The organism is Cellulomonas sp. 73-92 (genome assembly GCF_001898175.1).
In the GTDB taxonomy this organism is placed as follows: domain Bacteria; phylum Actinomycetota; class Actinomycetes; order Actinomycetales; family Cellulomonadaceae; genus Cellulomonas.
In genome coordinates this window covers 850-12,994 of sequence record NZ_MKTH01000014.1, presented here as the reverse complement: position 1 = coordinate 12,994, position 12,145 = coordinate 850, and the positions used below count along the sequence as shown (strand labels likewise).

12 protein-coding genes are annotated in these 12,145 nt (G+C 75.8%); all 12 read right to left on the bottom strand.

What is annotated here, in order from left to right; translation table 11 throughout:
* Positions 1-85 precede the first annotated feature (85 nt).
* Complete coding sequence (lgt, locus tag BGO37_RS10335; RefSeq protein WP_291754583.1) at positions 86-964, bottom strand: prolipoprotein diacylglyceryl transferase; 879 nt, start codon at positions 962-964, stop codon at positions 86-88.
* On the bottom strand, positions 961-1,782 hold the full coding sequence (gene trpA, locus BGO37_RS10330; RefSeq protein ID WP_291754582.1) for a tryptophan synthase subunit alpha: 822 nt from the start codon (positions 1,780-1,782) through the stop codon (positions 961-963). The genes lgt and trpA overlap by 4 nt, the downstream gene beginning before the upstream one ends.
* The gene (trpB, locus tag BGO37_RS10325; RefSeq protein WP_291755194.1) at positions 1,779-3,023 is read right to left on the bottom strand and encodes a tryptophan synthase subunit beta; all 1,245 of its coding nucleotides are present in this window, start codon (positions 3,021-3,023) and stop codon (positions 1,779-1,781) included. The genes trpA and trpB overlap by 4 nt, the downstream gene beginning before the upstream one ends.
* A gap of 35 nt (positions 3,024-3,058) precedes the next feature.
* The gene (gene trpC, locus BGO37_RS10320) at positions 3,059-3,871 is read right to left on the bottom strand and encodes an indole-3-glycerol phosphate synthase TrpC (RefSeq protein ID WP_291754581.1); all 813 of its coding nucleotides are present in this window, start codon (positions 3,869-3,871) and stop codon (positions 3,059-3,061) included.
* A gap of 191 nt (positions 3,872-4,062) precedes the next feature.
* The gene (locus BGO37_RS10315) at positions 4,063-4,509 is read right to left on the bottom strand and encodes a DUF2752 domain-containing protein (RefSeq protein ID WP_291754580.1); all 447 of its coding nucleotides are present in this window, start codon (positions 4,507-4,509) and stop codon (positions 4,063-4,065) included.
* Between the two features lie 4 nt (positions 4,510-4,513).
* A complete protein-coding gene (locus BGO37_RS10310) occupies positions 4,514-5,116 on the bottom strand; it encodes a DUF4190 domain-containing protein (RefSeq protein WP_291754579.1) in 603 nt (200 codons plus the stop codon).
* Between the two features lie 44 nt (positions 5,117-5,160).
* A complete protein-coding gene (locus tag BGO37_RS10305; protein ID WP_291754578.1) occupies positions 5,161-5,448 on the bottom strand; it encodes an HGxxPAAW family protein in 288 nt (95 codons plus the stop codon).
* Between the two features lie 50 nt (positions 5,449-5,498).
* Positions 5,499-6,092 carry a Trp biosynthesis-associated membrane protein gene (locus BGO37_RS10300; protein ID WP_291754577.1) on the bottom strand — a complete coding sequence of 198 codons (594 nt, stop codon included), beginning with the start codon at positions 6,090-6,092 and terminating at the stop codon, positions 5,499-5,501.
* The gene (locus BGO37_RS10295) at positions 6,089-7,654 is read right to left on the bottom strand and encodes an anthranilate synthase component I (RefSeq protein ID WP_291754576.1); all 1,566 of its coding nucleotides are present in this window, start codon (positions 7,652-7,654) and stop codon (positions 6,089-6,091) included. The genes BGO37_RS10300 and BGO37_RS10295 overlap by 4 nt, the downstream gene beginning before the upstream one ends.
* Positions 7,651-8,034, bottom strand: coding sequence for a phosphoribosyl-AMP cyclohydrolase (hisI, locus tag BGO37_RS10290; protein ID WP_291754575.1), 384 nt, complete (start codon positions 8,032-8,034; stop codon positions 7,651-7,653). Before hisI ends, BGO37_RS10295 begins: the two co-directional genes overlap by 4 nt.
* Positions 8,035-8,059: 25 nt before the next feature.
* The gene (locus BGO37_RS10285; RefSeq protein WP_291755193.1) at positions 8,060-9,850 is read right to left on the bottom strand and encodes an ABC transporter ATP-binding protein; all 1,791 of its coding nucleotides are present in this window, start codon (positions 9,848-9,850) and stop codon (positions 8,060-8,062) included.
* Between the two features lie 329 nt (positions 9,851-10,179).
* The gene (locus tag BGO37_RS10280) at positions 10,180-12,006 is read right to left on the bottom strand and encodes an ABC transporter ATP-binding protein (protein ID WP_291754573.1); all 1,827 of its coding nucleotides are present in this window, start codon (positions 12,004-12,006) and stop codon (positions 10,180-10,182) included.
* Positions 12,007-12,145: the final 139 nt, after the last annotated feature.

Genomic DNA, 12,145 nt, shown 5'->3' with positions numbered 1-12,145 from the left:
CGCTCAGTGGGGCGACACTACCTCCCGGACCGCGCCGGGTCAGCATCCCGCCATCCCTTGGCTCGACCGGCCGGCGCCCGCCGTGTCAGCGCGCGGCCTCGGTCGCTTCCTCGTCGTCCTGCGCCGCCGGTGGGTCCAGCAGGACGGTCGTCTCGCGCCCGGGGTGCCGGCGGCCGACGAGCACGAACGCTACCAGCGCCCCCAGACCGACCAGGATGGACGTCCAGTCGTTGAGCCGCAGCCCCCAGAAGTGGTGCGCGGTGTCGATGCGCAGGTGCTCGACCCAGCCCCGGCCGATGCAGTACACGAGGACGTAGAGCCAGAAGGTGCGCCCGTGGCCGAGCCGGAACCGCCGGTCCGCCCAGATGATCACCGCGGCGGCGGCCAGGTCCCAGAGGAGCTCGTAGAGGAAGGTCGGGTGAAACAGCGTGCCGACGGGGTAGCCCGCGGCCAACGTGTTCGCGTCCGAGACGCGCAGCCCCCACGGCAGGGTCGTCGGGCCGCCGAACAGCTCCTGGTTGAAGTAGTTCCCGAGCCGCCCGATCGCCTGCGCGACGAGCAGGCCGGGCGCCAGCGCGTCGGCGAACGGCGCGAACTTGACGCCGGCGCGTCGGGTCCCGATGTAGGCGCCGACCGCACCCAGGGCGACGGCGCCCCAGATGCCGAGGCCCCCGTTCCAGATGTACAGGGCGTGGATGGGGTCGCCGCCCTTGCCGAAGTAGGCGTCGGGCGACGTGATGAGGTGGTAGATCCGCCCGCCGACGATGCCGAACGGGACGGCCCAGTAGACGATGTCGAGGACCTTCTCCGGGTCGCCTCCCCGGTCCGCCCACCGGCGCTTGAGCATGAAGTAGGCGACGACGATCCCGAGCAGGATCGCCAGCGCGTACGCCCGGATCGGCACCGGGCCGAGGTACCAGACCCCGCGGGGCGGGCTGGGGATCGCCGCCAGCAGACCGTTCATCGTCGTGCCTCCCGGACACCCTGGGCCAGACCTGCCGCGACGGCTGCGACCGCCGCGGGACCGGCGGACTCGTCGGGCGCCTCGAGCAGCGCCCGGACCAGCGCGGAGCCGACGATCACGCCGTCCGCGTACCTCCCCACCTGCGCCGCCTGCTCCGGCCGCGACACACCCAGCCCGACGCAGACGCGGTGGGCTCCGGCGGCGCGGGTGTCGGCGACGAGCCGTTCCGCGCGCGACCCGACGGTCGCCCGCTCCCCCGTGACACCCATGGTCGACGCCGCGTAGACGAAGCCCCGACTGGCCTTCGCCGTCAGCTCGAGGCGCTCGGGCGTCGAGCTCGGCGCGACGAGGAACACCCGGTCGAGCGCGTGCCGGTCGGAGGCCTCGAGCCAGTCGGCGGCCTCGTCGGGGATGAGGTCCGGTGTGATGAGCCCGGCGCCGCCGGCGGCCGCGAGGTCGCGCGCGTAGGCCTCCACGCCGTAGCGCAGGACGAGGTTCCAGTAGGTCATGACGAGGATCGGCGCACCGCGCCCGGCGACCTGTTCCACCACGTGCAGCGTGTCGCGCACCCGTGTGCCGCGCTGCAGGGCCGCCTCGACGGCCCGCTGGATCACCGGGCCGTCCATCACCGGGTCCGTGTACGGCATGCCGAGCTCGACGACGTCGACGCCGGCGTCGACCATCGCGCGCACCGCGTCGACGCTGCCCGGCACGCTGGGGTACCCGACCGGCAGGTAGCCGACGAGCGCCGGACGCCCCTCGCCGTCGACGAGCTCGTCGAGGCGCGCCTGCACGGGCGAGGCGGTCTGCGTCGTCACCGCGTGCTCCCCTCGTCGATCAGCCCGAACCACCGCGCGGCGGTCTCCACGTCCTTGTCGCCCCGGCCGGAGAGGTTGACGAGCAGCACCGGCGCGTGGTCCAGGTCCCAGCCCGCCAGCTCGGCGCCGAGCTGGAGCGCCCCGGCCACCGCGTGCGCCGACTCGATCGCCGGGATGATCCCCTCGGTGCGGCACAGGAGCGAGAAGGCGTCCATCGCCTCGACGTCCGTCACGGGCCGGTACTCCGCGCGCCCGATGTCGTGCAGCCACGCGTGCTCCGGGCCGACGCTCGGGTAGTCCAGGCCGGCGGACACCGAGTGGCTCGGGATCGTCTGCCCGTCGTCGTCCTGCAGCAGGTAGCTGCGGGTGCCCTGCAGCACGCCGGGCTCACCGCCGGAGAACCGCGCCGCGTGCTTGCCCGACGAGATGCCGAGCCCGCCGGCCTCGAACCCGAACAGCCGCACGGACGGGTCGTCGAGGAAGGCGTTGAAGATGCCCATCGCGTTCGACCCACCGCCGACGCAGGCCATGACGGCGTCCGGCAGCGCCCCGATCTCGTCGGCCAGCTGCGCCTTGGCCTCCTCGCCGATGACGGAGTGGAAGTCGCGCACCATCTCGGGGAACGGGTGCGGGCCGGTGACCGTGCCGAGCAGGTAGTGGGTCGTCTCGACGTTGGCCACCCAGTCGCGCAGCGCCTCGTTGATGGCGTCCTTCAGCGTGCGGCTGCCGTTGGTCACCGGGATCACCTCGGCGCCGAGCAGCCGCATCCGGGCGACGTTGAGCGCCTGCCGGTGCGTGTCCTCCTCGCCCATGTACACGGTGCACTGCAGGTCCATGAGCGCGGCCGCCGTCGCGGTGGCGACGCCGTGCTGGCCCGCACCCGTCTCCGCGATGACGCGGGTCTTGCCCATGCGCTTCACGAGGAGCGCCTGGCCGAGGACGTTGTTGATCTTGTGCGACCCGGTGTGGTTGAGGTCCTCCCGCTTGAGGAAGACCCGCGCGCCGCCACCGACGTGGGCTGCGAAGCGCGCCACCTCGGTCAGCGGGCTCGGCCGGCCGGTGTAGGTGCGGTGCAGGCGCGCGAGCTCGGCGCCGAACGCCGGGTCCGCGAGCGCCTTGTGGTAGGCGGTGTCGAGCTCGTCGAGCGCCGCGATCAGCGCCTCGGGCACGAACCGGCCGCCGAAGCCGCCGAAGTAGGGACCCGTGTGCGTGGCGAGCGGACCGGTGGCCGGCACCCCCAGCCGCCCCTCGGACGCCCGCCCACCGCGGATCGGACTCACTGGCGCACCTTGCGCAGCGAGGGGTGGGAACCGGCGGCGACGAGGTCCGCGACCGACTGCCGCGGCGCGTCGTCGGTGACGAGCGCCTCGCCGACGAGGACGGCGTCGGCACCGGCGCGGGCGTAGTCCATGACGTCGTGCGGGCCGCGGACGCCCGACTCCGCGACCTTGACGATGCCGGCCGGGATCGCCGGCGCCACGCGGGCGAACGTGGTGCGGTCCACGTCCAGGGTCTTGAGGTTGCGGGCGTTGACGCCGATGACCCGGGCGCCGGCGTCGACGGCCCGCGCCACCTCCTCGGTGTCGTGCACCTCCACCAGCGCGGTCATGCCGAGGGAGTGGACGCGGTCGACGAGGCCCTCGAGCACCATCTGCTCCAGCGCGGCGACGATGACGAGCACGAGGTCCGCGCCGTGCGCGCGGGCCTCCCACACCTGGTACGGCGTGACGACGAAGTCCTTGCGCAGCACGGGGACGTCGACCACGGCGCGCACCGCGTCCAGGTCCTCGAGCGAGCCCCGGAACCGGCGCCGCTCGGTGAGCACCGAGATCGCGGCGGCGCCGCCCTTCTCGTACTCGGCGGCGAGGGCCGCCGGATCGGTGATCTCCGCGAGGGCGCCCCGGCTGGGGCTGGAGCGCTTGACCTCGGCGATGACCGTCACCGCGTCGTCGAGCCGGAGGCGGCCGGGCCCGTCCAGGGCGGAGGGCCGGCGGCCGGCGAGCTCCTTGAGGCGATCGAGGGGGATGGCCGCCTCCCGCACGGCGAGGTCCTCCCTGACGCCGGCGACGATGTCGTCGAGCACGGTCATAGCCCCCACCTCTCCGGTGCTCTGCGGGACGATCCGCGGACACCGGCCATCGTAGATGGGCGCACCGGCGCCTCTGTCACGCGCCCGTGACGTGGGAACGACGTGGGAACGACGTGGGCACCACGCGGGCACGACGTGGGCACCACGCGGGCACCACGCGGACACGACGTGGGTCGGAGGTGCGGCACGCGCTACGGGGCGAGCCAGGAGAACGCCGGGACGTTGCGCAGGACGCCGAACGCGACGACGACGACCAGCCCGGCCACCTGCGCCCAGACAGGCACGGGTCGCGCCGGGAGCCCCCGTGCGCGGCGCGCCAGCGCGAGCAGCCAGCCGACGACGACGAACGGCGCGGCCACGACCCACAGCGCGTTCTCGCCCCAGGCAGCCGCCAGGTGCAGGTGCGCGAGGTCGTACGTCGCGCGCAGGCCGCCGCAGGCGGGGCACCACAGGCCGGTGACCGCATGGAGCGGGCAGAAGCCGTAGCTGCCGGGCGCGTGCGGGTCGTGCAGCGCGACCAGCGCGGCCGCGGCGACGACGAAGCCGCCGACGCCGAGCAGGCGCCTGACCTGCGCCGTGGCAGCCGCGCGCGCCGCCGGCTCCGCTGCCTGCGGCCCGACGACGCCCGCGGTGCTCACGAGCTCAGGCGTGGCGGCTGGCCGCGGCGACGGCGAAGATGACGACGGCCACGATCGCCAGGGCGCTCACCACGATGTTGACCCAGCCGACGATGATGCCGGCCGTCGACAGCGAGCGGTTGTTCGCCTGCCCCTCGTCGGCCGCCCGGCGCCCCATGTTCCCGAGGATCACGGCGGGGATCGCGATGAGGAAGCCCAGGGTGAAGAACGAGGCGATCGCCAGCACGAGCGAGATCACGCCGAAGTGGTTCTTCGGGTACGGCGTCGGGTAGGCCCCGTACGGCGGCGCGGGATACGTGCCGTAGGCCGGGGCCGGCGGGTACTGGCCGGCGCCCGGGTACGGCGGGGCGGCGGCCGGCTGGCCGGCACCGGGGTACGGCGGGGCCGGGGCCGGCGGGTACTGGCCGGCGCCCGGGTACGGCGGGGCCGCCGCCGGCTGGCCGTACGGCGGCGGTGGCGCGCCGTAGCCCTGCTGCTGGCCGTACGGCTGCTGGCCGTAGCCGCCGGCGGGCTCGCCCGGCCCCGGTGGCGGGGTACCGGGCGTCGCCGGGCCGCCGGCCGGCTGCTCCGGCCGTGGTGCGAACGGATCGTCCGACGGGTTCGACATCGCACTCCCTCGCGAGATTCAGCCCTGAGCGAACAACGATTGCCTCAGCGGCGCGGCTGGCCGTAGCCCGCCCGGCGCATGAACGCACCCACGACGAGGCCGACCAGGATGATCGCGGCCCCGGTCCAGTCGAGCCACACCTGGCCCGAGGCGACACCGAGCGCGGCGACGATGGCGCCGAGCACGACGATCGCGACCGTCGTCCAGGCCGCGACGGTCTTGCCCTCGTTCGCCGGTGCGGCGGCGAGGGGGACCTCGGAAGGCCGCGACGCGGCGGCCGGGACGGGCTGGTCCACCGCGGTCGCGGGCGTGTCGACGTGCTGGTCCACCATGTCAGTCCTCCGTGGGTCGGATGGGACAACCCTAACCGCCGGGCCCCCGGTCAGGGGCCCTCCGACGGGTCGGCGCCGCGCGTGAGCGCGTCCCAGTCCGAGCGCTCGTCGGGCGTCGGTGTGGCAGCCGACCCGGCCGCGCGTTCGTGGCGACGGCTCGGCGCCGACCAGGCGCCCGACCACCGCACCACGAGGACGGCGACCAGGACGGTGATCACGCCGACGGCGACCGTGAACCACGGCGCCGCCGTCGCGACCGCCGGGCCGACGAGGTGATCCACCCCGGTCTGGGCCCGGACGGCGTCGGCCGCCGGGGCCGCCGGGTCCGTGAGGACGACCGCGGCCGCCGTCACCAGGGCGGCTCCCCCGGACAGCACCACCGCGGCGACGACCCAGCGCCCCACACGTCCCGCGAGGGCGACCGCAGCACCGGCCGCCGCCAGCACGAGCGCCGTCGCCGGCACCACGGGGGCCGCCGCCGAGCCCGGCACCCGCACCGCCACCTGCCCGGCCAGGGCGCTGACGCCGCTCGCGGTCACCCACGTGGGCGCCGCGGACGCGCCCGCCGCGGCCGCCAGCAGCAGCACCACGAGGACGCCGCGGCCGCGGGTCGTGCGCTGCTCACGCGCCGAGGCGGAGCTCACGCGCCCGCCGACCTCAGCCGTGCCGCGACCTGGATCGCCCGCACCGCGGCGGCCGCCTTGCTGCGCGTCTCCTCGTACTCGGTCGCCGGCACCGAGTCGGCGACGATGCCGGCACCGGCCTGCACGCTCGCACGGCCGTCACGGAGGAACGCGGTGCGGATGGCGATCGCCATGTCCATGTCCCCGGCGACGTCGAAGTAGCCGACCGTGCCGCCGTAGATGCCGCGTCGCGCCGGCTCGATCTCGTCGATGAGCGCGATCGCCCGCGGCTTGGGCGCCCCCGAGAGCGTCCCGGCCGGGAACGTCGCGACCAGCGTGTCCAGGGCCGTCGATCCCGGCCGCAGCCGCCCGACGACCGTCGAGGCGATGTGCATGATGTGCGAGTACCGGCGGACCGCCATGAACTCCAGCACCTCGACGCTCGCCGGCTCGCAGACCTTGACGAGGTCGTTGCGCGAGAGGTCGACGAGCATGACGTGCTCGGCGCGCTCCTTCGGGTCGGCGAGCACCTCGTCGGCCAGCTCGCGGTCCGCCTCCGGCGTGGCGCCGCGGGGCCGCGACCCCGCGATGGGGAACGTCAGCACCTGGTCGCCCGTCACCTTGACCAGCGTCTCGGGGCTGGAGCCGACGACCGCGAAGTCCCGTCCTTCCGCGTCCTGCAGCTGCAGGTAGTACATGTACGGGCTCGGGTTGATGGTGCGCAGCACGCGGTAGACGTCGAACGGCGACGCCGGGCAGTCCAGGTCGAGGCGCTGGCTCAGCACCACCTGGAACACCTCGCCGTCGCGGATGGCCTCCTTGCCGGCGAGCACCGCCGCCTCGTACTCGCCGCGGGGCGTGCGGAACTCGAGGTCCGGCTCCTCGATCGCCGGGTCGAGCACCGCCACGGCGGGGTCGGCCGACCGCGCCAGCAGCGCCTCCATCGCGTCGAGCCGCGCGACGGCGTCGGCGTGGGCCTCGTCGACCCGCTCGTCGGTCGCGTCGAGGTTGATCGCGTTCGCGACGAGCCACACGGTGCCCTGGTGGTGGTCCACAACGGCCAGGTCGCCGACGAGCAGCAGCGCCAGCTCGGGCGCGCCCAGCTCGTCGGGCGCCGTCGCGGGCAGCGTCGGCTCCCACTGCCGCACGATGTCCCACCCGAGCACGCCGACGAGCCCGCCGGTCAGCGGCGGCAGGCCGGGCACGGCCGGCGTGCGAAGCACCTCGAGGGTGCGGGCCAGCACGTCCAGCAGCGTCCCGCTCGTCGGCACGCCCACGGGGACGTCCCCCGCCCACACCGGCGCGCCGTCCCGGGCGGTCAGCATGGCGCGGGAGTTGACGCCGACGAACGAGTACCGGTCCCACGTCCCGTCGGACCCGGCCGACTCGAGGATGAACGTGCCGGGGCGCCCGTCGGCCAGCGCGCGGTACAGCCCCACGGGCGTCGTGCCGTCGGCCAGCAGCCTGCGGACGACGGGGATCACGCGGCGTCCGGGCGCCAGCGCGCGGAACTCGTCGAGCGCCGGCCACGTGGCACCCCACGGCAGGTGCACGACGTCGGCCGGTGCGATCGCGGCGCTCACTCCGCCGTCCCGACGACCACCGGCAGCGGACCTCCGGCCTCGAAGCAGGTGCGCGCGCCGGTGTGGCACGCCGCGCCGACCTGGTCCACCTCGACGAGCAGCGCGTCGCCGTCGCAGTCGAGGCTGACCGCCTTGACCCACTGCACGTGCCCGGAGGTGTCGCCCTTGCGCCAGTACTCCTGCCGCGACCGGCTCCAGAACGTCACGCGGCCGCTGGTGAGCGTCCGGTGCAACGCCTCGTCGTCCATCCAACCCACCATGAGCACCTCGCGGCTGTCGTGCTGCTGCACGACGGCGGCCACCAGGCCGGCAGGATCGCGCTTGAGGCGTGCGGCGATCGCGGGATCGAGTCCGGAGGTCGGGATGGCGGTCTCGGGCACGGCCCGATCCTCGCACGCCGGCGGGTCAGCGCGTCTGGGCGACCCAGGCCGCGTGCAGGCGCCCGTACACACCGTCGCGGCCGACGAGGTCGCGGTGGTGGCCCAGCTCCACCATCCGGCCGGCCTCGAGGACGACGACGAGGTCGGCTGCCTCCGCCGTCGACAGGCGGTGCGCGATGGTCACCGTCGTCCGGCCACCCGTCAGGCCGGTCAGCGCCCGCGCGATGCGCACCTCCGTGGCGGGGTCGACCGCGCTCGTCGCCTCGTCGAGCAGCAGCAGGTCCCCGTCGGCGAGCCGGGCACGCACGAGCGCGACGAGCTGCCGCTCCCCCGCGCTCAGCCGCTCGCCGCGCTGGCCCACCGGGCTGTCGAGTCCGGCGGGCAGCTCGTCGACCCAGGGGCCGAGCCCGAGCTCGTCCACCGCGGCGCGGATCCGCGGGTCGTCGGGGGCACCGTCCCGCAGCCCGTAGGCCAGGTTCTCCGCGATGCTGCCGTCGAAGAGGAAGCCCTCCTGCGGCACGTAGACGACACGCCGGCGCAGGTCGTCGCCGTCGAGCGTGCGCAGGTCCTGGCCGTCGAGCAGCACGCGCCCCGCGCTCGGGTCGACGAAGCGCGCCGCCAGGCGGGCCATCGTCGTCTTGCCCGAGCCGGTCGCACCGACCACCGCCACCTGCGACCCGGCGGGGACCTCGAGATCGATGCCGTGCAGCACCGCCGGGCCGTCGGGGTAGCCGTAGGACACGCCCCGGAGCTCCAGGCGCGCCGGGCCGCGGGTGCTCGGCACCCCGGCCGCCGGCGCGGGCACGTCGATCGGCGTCTCCAGCACGCCCAGCACGCGTCGCCAGCCGGCGACGGCGTTCTGCAGCTCGTTCAGCACCTCGGTGGCCTGCTGCACCGGCTGGGTGAAGAGCTGGACCAGGAACAGGAACGCCAGCAGGCGGCCGATGGTGATGTGCCCGCCGACGCCCAGCAGGACCCCGACGACGACCACCGCCGCCAGCACGCCGTTGGCGACCAGCACGCCGGCGGAGAACGCCGTGGCCACCATCGTCTGGGCGCGGACCGCCGCGTCACGCGCCGCGACGATCGCCGCCTCGACCCGACGCCGCGTGCGGGCCTGGATGCCGTAGGCGCGCACGGTCTCGGCGCCGACCACCGACTCCGACAGGGCCCCCAGCAGGAGCCCGATGCGGTACCGGACGGCGGCGTAGCGCCGGTTCACCTCGCGCTGCATCGGTGGCACCGCCAGCAGCAGGGGCACGAAGCATGCCCACGTCAGGAGGGTCAGCTGCCACGAGTAGACCGCCATGACGACCGTCGCCACCGTCAGCTGCAGGGCGCTGACCAGCAGCAGCACGCCGCCCCACTGGACGAAGAACGAGATGGTGTCGACGTCGCTCGTCACCCGCGACACCAGCGCGCCGCGCCGCTCCGTGCCCTGCGTCAGCACGGACAGGTCGTGGACGTGCCGGAAGGCACGCCGGCGCAGCGTCAGCAGCCCCCGCTCGCTCGAGCGGAAGAGCCGCACATTGGCGTACGCCTGCGCCCAGGTCCCGGCGAGCAGCCCGACGAGCGCGACGAGGCACATCGCCGCGACCCGCGCGCCGTTGGGGCCGCCCGGCGCGAGGATGCCGCCGTCGATCGCCTGCTGCACCGCGACCGGGACCAGCACGCGGGACATCGCGGAGAGCACGGCGAGCGCCATCGAGACGCCGACGCCCGAGAGCAGCTCGGGCGACACCTGGACGCCGCGCCGCAGCGTCTGACGGACGCCGAGCTCGCTCGTCACCGCGAGGCGGGCCGCCGCCACGCCCATGGGGCCGCCGCCCAGCGGGCCGCCGCCCACCGTGGGGCCGCCGCCCAGCGGGCCTCCGCTCACCGTGGGGCCGCCGCCCAGCGGGCCTCCGCTCACCGTGTTGCCGCCGCCCAGCCGGCCGCCGCCCACCGTGGGCCTGCCGCCCAGCGGGCCGCCGCCCACCGTGGGGCCGCCGCCCAGCGGGCCGCCGCCCACCGCGCTGCCGCCGCCCAGCGGGCCGCCGCCCACCGTGCTGCCGCCGTCCGCCGCGCTGCCACCACCGACCGAGCCGCTGCCCACCGCACCGCCACCACCCGCCGCACCGCGGCCGCTCACCGCACCGCGGCCGCTCACCGTGCCGCCTCCGCGCGGCGGGCGGCGTCCCGCTCGTAGGCGGTGGCGAGCTCGCGGTACCCGGCGTCGCGCGCCATGAGCTCGTCGTGGGTGCCCCTGTCCACCACGCGGCCGCCCGCCACGTGCACCACCTCGTCGGCCAGCGCGACCGACGACATCCGGTACGCGACCAGGAGCACTGTCGGGCCGCCGCCACCGCCGAGCCCGCCGAGGATGTCACGCTCGACGCGCGGGTCCACCGCGCTGGTCGCGTCGTCCAGCAGCAGCACGTGCGGCCGGCGCACCAGGGCCCGCGCCAGGACCAGCCGCTGCCGCTGGCCGCCGGACAGGTTGGCACCCCGCTCACCGAGGGGGGCGTCCAGGCCACCGGGGAGGGCGCGCACCACGTCGTCGAGGCGGGCTGCCGCCAGGGCGGCCCACACCTCGTCGTCGGACGGCGCCCCCGGGTCGTCGCGGTCCGCGAGGGTCACGTTGCCCCGCACCGAGTCCTCGAACACGAAGGCGGCCTGCGGCACGAGCGCGACGTGCCGGGCCCGCTCGGCAGGGTCGAGCGCCCGCAGGTCGACGCCGCCGACGAGCACCCGGCCGCCGGTCGGGTCGGCGAGCCGCGCGACGAGCCCGACGAGCGTCGTCTTGCCGGCGCCGGTGGGGCCGACGATCGCGACGGTCCGACCCGCGGCGATGTCGAGGTCCACCGTGTGCAGCAGCGTCACCCGGTCGCCCGGGGCGCCCACCGTGAAGTCGACGCCCTCCAGCACCACCGCCGCGCCCGGACCGGGCTCCCGCCAGGGCTCGGCGCCGTCGGACAGGTCGCCCGTCGCGTCGAGGACGGTGGCGATCCGGTCCCAGCCCACCAGGCTGCGCGGCAGGCCACCGAGCATGAAGCCGATCGACCGCACGGGGACGGCCAGCATGGACAGCAGGAACCCGGCGCCGACCACGTCGCCGGTGCCGACCGCCCCGGCCGCCAGCCGCCACGTGCCGACGACCAGCACCAGGAGCGTGCCGACGTTCGGGATGAGGTCGACCACCGGGTCGAACCACGCCCTCACCGTGCCCGCCCGGACGTTGGCGTCCCGCAGCTGCGCCGCCTTCGTCGCGAACCGTTCCTCCTCGCGGTCGGCGGTGCCGAGCGCCTTGACCACGACGGCCGCCTCGAAGCTCTCGTGCGCCACCTCGGCGACCTCGCCGCGCAGCCGCTGCGCCGTCGCGACGGCCGGGCTCATGCGGCGCTGGAAGACGACGTTCGCGGCGAGCACCCCCGGCACCACGACGAGCGCCGCCAGTGCCAGCCACACGTCCGTCGCCAGGAGCTCCACCGCGGCGACGACGAGCATCACCAGGACGCCCAGCGCGAACGGGGTGGGGCTGAAGACCTCGGTCGCCGCCTCCGCGTCGGCGCTGGCGGTCGCGAGCAGCCGTCCCGTGGCGTGACCGCGGTGCCACGACATCGGCAGCTCCTGCAGCCGGCGGGTGACCGCACGCCGGTGGTCGGCCTGGAGGTCGGCGACGCCCATGCCCGCCCAGACGCGCCGGCCCCAGACGCCGAGCGCCAGCAGCAGCGCCGCCGCGAGCACCGCGAGCCCGGCCTCGCCGAGGCGGGCGCGCGCCGCTGGCTCGCCCCGCAGCGCCGGCACGACCACGGCGTCCGTCGCCCACCCCAGGGCCTTGCTCACCGCGACGGTCGCTGCCCCGAACAACGCCGACGAGCCGATGGCGGCCGCGTACACCCAGGGGTGCGTGCGCACCCCGCGCCAGATGAGTACGACACCCCGATGCGCCAGCGACCCCCGGAGCGCGGCCGGGCGCCGGGGGGTGGACACGCGCGGAGACCTCTCGCCGGGGGTTTGTGGGAGTGCCTCCGATCCTCGCACGCCCCGCCCGGCGGCCGCCGGGCCGCCCATGCCGCGCAACCGTGCCCCCCAGCCCCCCACCCCCCTCACCGCCTCCCCGCCCAGCCCC

Excerpts from the sequence above, each read along its gene's own strand:
- lgt (WP_291754583.1), bottom strand. The coding sequence starts at position 964 with ATGAACGGTCTGCTGGCGGCGATCCCCAGCCCGCCCCGCGGGGTCTGG.
- trpC (WP_291754581.1), bottom strand. The coding sequence starts at position 3,871 with ATGACCGTGCTCGACGACATCGTCGCCGGCGTCAGGGAGGACCTCGCC.
- BGO37_RS10310 (WP_291754579.1), bottom strand. The coding sequence starts at position 5,116 with ATGTCGAACCCGTCGGACGATCCGTTCGCACCACGGCCGGAGCAGCCG.
- BGO37_RS10305 (WP_291754578.1), bottom strand. The coding sequence starts at position 5,448 with ATGGTGGACCAGCACGTCGACACGCCCGCGACCGCGGTGGACCAGCCC.
- BGO37_RS10285 (WP_291755193.1), bottom strand. The coding sequence starts at position 9,850 with ATGGGCGTGGCGGCGGCCCGCCTCGCGGTGACGAGCGAGCTCGGCGTC.